The 6,197-nt window shown below is 55.2% G+C and carries 5 protein-coding genes; all 5 read right to left on the bottom strand.

All coding sequences use genetic code 11. The features are described 5' to 3' along the window. On the bottom strand, positions 1–494 hold a 494-nt coding region (locus V6C16_RS06420; protein ID WP_333542913.1), incomplete at its 3' end, for a rod-binding protein. Then, the gene (locus V6C16_RS06415; RefSeq protein WP_333542912.1) at positions 495–1,607 is read right to left on the bottom strand and encodes a flagellar basal body P-ring protein FlgI; all 1,113 of its coding nucleotides are present in this window, start codon (positions 1,605–1,607) and stop codon (positions 495–497) included. 448 nt (positions 1,608–2,055) lie between these two features. Beyond that, positions 2,056–3,339, bottom strand: coding sequence for a kynureninase (kynU, locus tag V6C16_RS06410; RefSeq protein WP_333536116.1), 1,284 nt, complete (start codon positions 3,337–3,339; stop codon positions 2,056–2,058). A 167-nt stretch (positions 3,340–3,506) separates the two neighbouring features. Further along, positions 3,507–4,769, bottom strand: coding sequence for an amino acid permease (locus V6C16_RS06405; protein ID WP_333536115.1), 1,263 nt, complete (start codon positions 4,767–4,769; stop codon positions 3,507–3,509). An 835-nt stretch (positions 4,770–5,604) separates the two neighbouring features. Beyond that, positions 5,605–6,033: an Lrp/AsnC family transcriptional regulator gene (locus V6C16_RS06400; RefSeq protein ID WP_333536114.1), complete on the bottom strand. Its 429-nt coding sequence runs from the start codon at positions 6,031–6,033 to the stop codon at positions 5,605–5,607. Positions 6,034–6,197 lie beyond the last annotated feature (164 nt).

Below are 6,197 nucleotides of genomic sequence, written 5' to 3'. Positions count from 1 at the left end.
GGGGCCGACGTGCCGCCACGGGCGTCTGCCACGGCTCCGGCACTGCTTTCATTGCCTGTTTCAGGCAATATGGACGCGGCCTGGGGCGTAAAGCCCGAATCCGTGCCGCCCACAGAAGACGCCGTGCTGCGGCTGGCCGAAACAAGATTGCGCGAAAGCTGGGCATACATCATGTCAGCCAGGCCGATACCGCCCGCAGCCGTCATGGATTTTGCCAGTTCCTGGTCATACATGCTCTGCCAGAACTGCTCTTCGCGGCCTTGCAGCATATTGGTCTTGGGCAGGGTGTTGCGCATTTCCTGCCACATTTTCTGGATAAAGATCGATTCGAAACCTTCGCAGGCTTCGCGCAGTTTTTTTTCTTTTTCCGCTTCCGTCATTTTTTTGCCGTTGAGATTCCCTATGCCCGCCAGGCGGGATTGAAACTCGCGGCGGGATACTTCCGCCGTTCCGGCTTCATGCGGCACAAGGCCGGTGGTCAGGGGAGAGGTCATTTATATTACCTCCAGTTCCGCCAGCAGCGCACCTGAAACCTGCATGGTGCGCAGGATGGAGATGAGGTCGCGCGGAGTGGCCCCGATGGAATTGAGGCCGTCCACCAGTTCCTGAAGAGTGGCTCCCTCCACGATAACGAGGTGACGGTTTTCTTCACGCACGTTGGTTTCCGTGGTGGGCGTCACCACGGTCTGCCCCTGCGAGAAGGGGCCGGGCTGCGATACCTGCTCGCCCTCCTGCACGGTGATCTGCAAATTGCCGTGCGCCACGGCGGTGCGGGTAATGCGCACATCGCGGCCGAGCACCACTGTGCCGGTTTTTTCATCCACCACCACCTTGGCGGCGGTGTCGGGGCTTACGTCCAGGTTTTCGATGGAAGCCATGAGGGGAACCATGTTGTTGCGGTACTGCGCCGGAATATCCATCGTGATGGACATGTCGTCGATGGCGCGGGCAAAGGGGCCGCCCATGGCGCCGTTGACGCGCTCGGCAACCTGCTGGGCCGTGCTGAAGTCCGCCGTGCGCAGGTGCAGGGTGAGCTTGTCCTGCTGGTTGAACTCAAAGGGAATGCCCCGCTCCACAATGCCCCCGCCGGGAATGATCCCCACGGTGGAAATGTTCTTGCTCACGCTGGCAGCCTTGCCCTGGCTGGAAAAACCGCCCACGGTCAGCGACCCCTGGGCCAGGGTGTATATCTTGCCGTCCACGCCCTTGAGGGCCGTTTGCAGCAGCACGCCGCCCAAAAGCGATGTGGCGTCGCCCACGGAAGACACGGTGACGTCAAGGCGCGTACCCGGCTTGGCGGATACGGGCATGCGGGCCGTCACCATTACGGAGGCCACGTTCTTGGTCTTGAGCGCCGAAGAATCCACGCCGATACCCATGCGGTCCATCATGTTTTTCATGGAGCTGAGCGTAAAGACCGCGTCCTTTTTATCTCCCGTGCCTGCCAGGCCCACCACAAGGCCGTAACCGATGAGCTGGTTGTCACGCACGCCCGAAAAAGAGGCTATATCCTTGATGCGCACGGCATGCGCAGGCAAGGCCATGCTCAGCAGCAGGGCCGCCGTGATTATCCATAAAACGGGATGGCGCAAGATCGTCAATTTCATGGCGCTGTCTCCTTGCCGGAATACCGGCACAGCCGTCTTTGCAGAAAGCGTGCCGAAAACGCCCCCTTCGCGCCCCGCTCCGCCGGGCCTCAGCTCCGGTTTTCCCGCGCCCTTCACTGCAAGGGCTGGCCTTGTCCTGCGGCAGCCCGCGTTTTCAGCGTCGGCCGCTCCCCGGCATGAAAGCACCCCCTGCCGCAAAACAGGCGCTCCCGGACAAAGCCCGTTTGCGCCTGTTTCAAATGTCGATCCTTCGGCAACGAGGTGTCACCCGAAGCCGTTTCAAAATAGAAGCACCTGCATTTAGAGCAATTTAACTTTTAAATTGCTCGGGCGGCTGCGTGAGCAGACGTTCGCTACGGAGGCGTAAGCGCAGTTTATCTGCGCGGTTAAACGCCGAAGTGAGCGTGCCTTAAACTTTGAGAATGTATATTCTCAAAGTTAATCTGCTCTAGACCACCAGGGTTCTTTCCTTGCTCAAACTCTCATATTCCCTGTTTGCGCCTATTTTTTCCAGAATATCCACGAGAGTATGAATATCCGCATACGAATTGTACAGCGCTGTGGGTGCAAGCCTGATCACATTGGGGTCCCTGAAATCGGGAACAACCTTGTAATTCTTGAGCACCTTGCAAATGCGGTACGCCTCGTCATGTTCCAGGGCCACGTGGCCGCCGCGCCGCGCATCGTCACGGGGAGTACCCACGGCATAGCCGTAAGGAGCCAGGCGTTTGTCTATGAGGAACATGAGATAGGCCGTCAGACGCAGGGACTTTTCCCTGACGGCGGGCATGCCCGCTTCATGAAAGATATCCAGAACTCCATCCAGCCCGGCCATGGCAAGCATGGGCGGCGTGCCTATGAGCCAGCCGTCGGCATTGTGCGCAGGCTCGTGCTTTTGCCGCAGTTCAAAAAGCGTTTCCTTGACATTGCCCTGCCAGCCTGCCAACCCCGGCGTCGTGCCGAAATGTTTCCTGTTGATGTATAAGCCTGCGGCAGCCCCCGGACCGCCGGAAAGATATTTATAGTTGCACCATACGGCAAAATCCGCATCCAGTGCGGCAAAGTTGTGCGGCACCGAGCCTATGGAATGGCAAAGATCCCACCCGATGATGATGCCCCTGCTGCGGGCCGCGTCGGTGACTTTTTTCATATCCAGCAACTGCGCGCTGCGGTAGTACACCGAAGGAAAAAGCGCCATGCAGACATCGTCCGTCATGGCCGCGATGATGGCGTCCTCGCTGACGGTTCTGCCGTCTTCACTGGCAACAACCTTTATGACTTCCTGCGGGTCAAGGCCGCGCGAAAGCACCTGACTGTCCACCGCATGCCGGTCTGTGGGAAAGTTCAGCCCATCAACAATAATTTTGTTCCTGCTGCCGACCGGCCTGTAAAAGGTGGCAAAAGCCTGATGTATATTGACAGTGGTGCTGTTTGCCACGGTGACTTCGCTGGCGTCGGCGCCGATGAGCGGGGCCATTTTGCGGGCCAGATGCGAGGGATAAAGAAAGTATTTGCCGTCTTCTATGCTCCACATGTTGATGCCGTGCTCTTTCCAGACCTCAAGCATGCCAAGAATGCCCTTTTCCGCATCACGGCTGCAAAGCCCGAGAGAGTTGCCGTCCATATAGATAAGCCCGTCAGAAATATAAAAATGCTCACGAAACTTTCTGAGCGGGTCCGTGCTGTCCAGCGCCTCGGCAAACGCTGCGCCCAGTTCAAATGCATATGTCATGATATCCTCCTTAACGTGATGGGGTGTCAGGCCATGCCACACAACAACCTCGCCCCAGGCTGTGGCAACTCCGGCTCGTGCCAATCCCGGTTATGACAACTCCGACCCGGAAAACACAGGCCCGGATTTCTTTTGGGCAGGCCAGCTTTCTCGCGCCGCCTCCGGCGCTATTCCAAAAACCTGAGCAGTGGCGAGATTGTTAAAATGATGCCGAAAATCAGCACATAGAGCGCCTTGCCCCCTTTCAGGTAGGCCAGACTCGGCATTTTAAAAATCAGATATACGGGGATAAAACAGGCAATGATGCCGAAAAGGGGCGCGCTCAGGTGCAGAATGAACAGCACCTTGGCGTTCATCTGCACCCAGGCCCAGAGGCCCAGGGCGATGGCAAGCGCCACAAAACGGTGCAGAATTTTTCTGTTGATGCGCTCTTCAGGCATAAACCTGCTGAGCAGATTGAAGCATATGCCCTGAAGACCTTCCTGCAACGCCAGATACAGGGCAAAAAACGCCGTGACCAGGGCAAAGATGTTAAGAGCCGTGCTCATGGCCCTGATGACAGATCCGGGCAGCACCTGGGCCGCGATGGCAAGCGCCGAAATATTGTTCTGAAAAGCCTCCACGGCTTTTTCGTGATGCAGCGACAGCGTGAAGGACACTGCGAAAAACAGCACGGACACAATCAGGATGGCAAAAGCCACCCTGCTGGCGCGAAACGCCCTGTACGTGGCTATGAGCCTGTCCGGCTCCTGTCGGCGGTAGGCAATGTTCATTGGACTCAGTATGGGCATGAACACGACGGAAAACACCGTAAACGGGATGGTGATGAACACGTCGCGCATGAACGGCAGCAAAGACGTCATGGGCTTTATGTTGCCCAGGCTCCAATGGGGGACCATAACCATGCCCAGGGCAAGAATGATGGCGAGCTTGCCCACCACCAGCGGGCCGGACACCTTGAAGAGCAGCTTTTCTCCCTGAGCGGCAATGGCCACCATGACCAGCATGATCACCAGGGGCCACCAGGCAGTATCGGAAAGCAGGGCTGTGGTAAGGCCATAGGTTTGCAGATAGGAAGCGCTGTCGCGCACAAGACCTGTCGAATAGCCGAGCATGCCCGTCAGCATCAGCAGAAAGTATAAAATACTCAGCAGCATGGCCCAGTTTTTTCCAAGATACTGCGTTATGATATCCGTATAATCCTGCGCGCTTTCCGTCTTGGTAAGCGTTTCCAGATAAAAATTCTGGAACAGGCATACCCCTGGGTAGGCAATGGCCGCTGCTGTCAGAAAAACCCAAAGTCCGGTCATGCCCACCTGCACGGGCATGAAGACCATGGCTCCGCCGATGGCCATACCGATGCAGAGAATGACCCATCCGGCATCGTAACGTGTAAAAGGAACAAGTTTGCTGTCAGGCGCGCTGCTCATAAGTACCCCCTTTAAAAGGCTGCTCTTTTGATTGTTGATGAGCGTGTATGGCTACGGCATGGCGATCCCATGCCCCTTCAGCAAAGATTGTTCACCTGTTCGTCATGGCCTCTGTGTACGCATCCGAGGCATTGCAGTTTTGAGCGTATATATTTCCACAGTCAGTCATCGGCCTGTCTGGACATTCACCCACACGACAGACCGCACCCAACCCTTTCGACAACATATTCCCATGCAGCGTTGAGCATCCGCAAAACAGAACAGTCACGACCGGCAGGAGTGCCACAGCCCATGCGCATTCACCGCCAGCCGAGAAGTCTGCATATCATGATGTTATACCAATAAGCATAAAGAGGTACATAGCTGAACGAATTATTATGGGAGTTCTTTTTTACATATCGTAAAAACTTGCTGCCATTTTTTTACATTACGCCATAAAAAAGCCCGCCTGGCACAGTTGGCCTTGTGCAGGGCGGGCGGCAGCGGCAACGTCTGTACGGTGCAACAGGGGGCGGCAGGGTCAGGGCGGGCCAAAGCAGCAGACAAACGTGTCAATCACGGCAAAACGCCCCGAGAAGGAGCAAAAGGAAAAAGGAGGGGAAAAAAGAAGGAGCGAGCAGAAGAAGAGGAGGAGGAGGAGGAGGAGGAGGAAGAAGAAGAAGAAAAGCCTGCGCGAAAGCCGCGCGGAGCATTTCATTTTTTTGCAAGGAGCATATATTCCCCAATCTTGCGGGACGTCGCCTGAAAATTCGCCAGCCATGCGCGACGCATGGCTGCGTACGCAATGGCAGGGCCACTTCAAAGCGAAACGCCCTGAAAATCCGGTGCGTGCTCGTTACACCAGCGGCCTGTCAACATCGTGCTTGATAATGACAAGAGACGTCACGACCCTGCAATAGGGCATAAGGTCCTGCAAAAGTTTTTCCATATCTTCCATGGCAGGCACGGCTGTTTTGGCAATAAAATTATTCTCGCCTGTCACCGAATATATTTCGACGATCTCATCCCTGTCTAAAACTTTCAGCATTTCCGCCACTGACAGCTTTATATTGCTGATATGTATAAAGCTGCACACGGGCCTGCCGATTTTTTTCAAAGAAAATACAGCGGTAAATTTTTCAATAACGCCTTCTTCCAAAAACCTGTTGATGCGCTTGATAATGCTGGGCCTGCTGATATGAACGGCTCTGGCAAGGTCGGCATTGGATATTCTGGAGTTTTTTTCCAACGCGGCAAGGATGGCCTTATCTGTTTTATCCAGCATACATACCTCTTTTTCTGCGAAAAAACATTTATATATGCTCAATGTTGTCCGGTTAAGCACCCATAGCTAACAGGCTATAACTATAGGTGTTTATAGTTTTTCGTCTTCGCGGATTCAGAAGTTCTTCCAGAGAATCCTTGCCGAACAGATTCAAGCAAATGAGC

The sequence above is a fragment of the Desulfovibrio sp. 1188_IL3213 genome (genome assembly GCF_036763145.1).
In the GTDB taxonomy this organism is placed as follows: Bacteria; Desulfobacterota; Desulfovibrionia; order Desulfovibrionales; family Desulfovibrionaceae; genus Desulfovibrio.
This window is presented reverse-complemented; position numbering and strand designations above follow the sequence as displayed.

What these genes read in the sequence shown, in the direction of transcription:
- V6C16_RS06415 (WP_333542912.1), bottom strand. Translation starts at nt 1,607, where the DNA reads ATGAAATTGACGATCTTGCGCCATCCCGTTTTATGGATAATCACGGCG.
- kynU (WP_333536116.1), bottom strand. Translation starts at nt 3,339, where the DNA reads ATGACATATGCATTTGAACTGGGCGCAGCGTTTGCCGAGGCGCTGGAC.
- V6C16_RS06405 (WP_333536115.1), bottom strand. Translation starts at nt 4,769, where the DNA reads ATGAGCAGCGCGCCTGACAGCAAACTTGTTCCTTTTACACGTTACGAT.
- V6C16_RS06400 (WP_333536114.1), bottom strand. Translation starts at nt 6,033, where the DNA reads ATGCTGGATAAAACAGATAAGGCCATCCTTGCCGCGTTGGAAAAAAAC.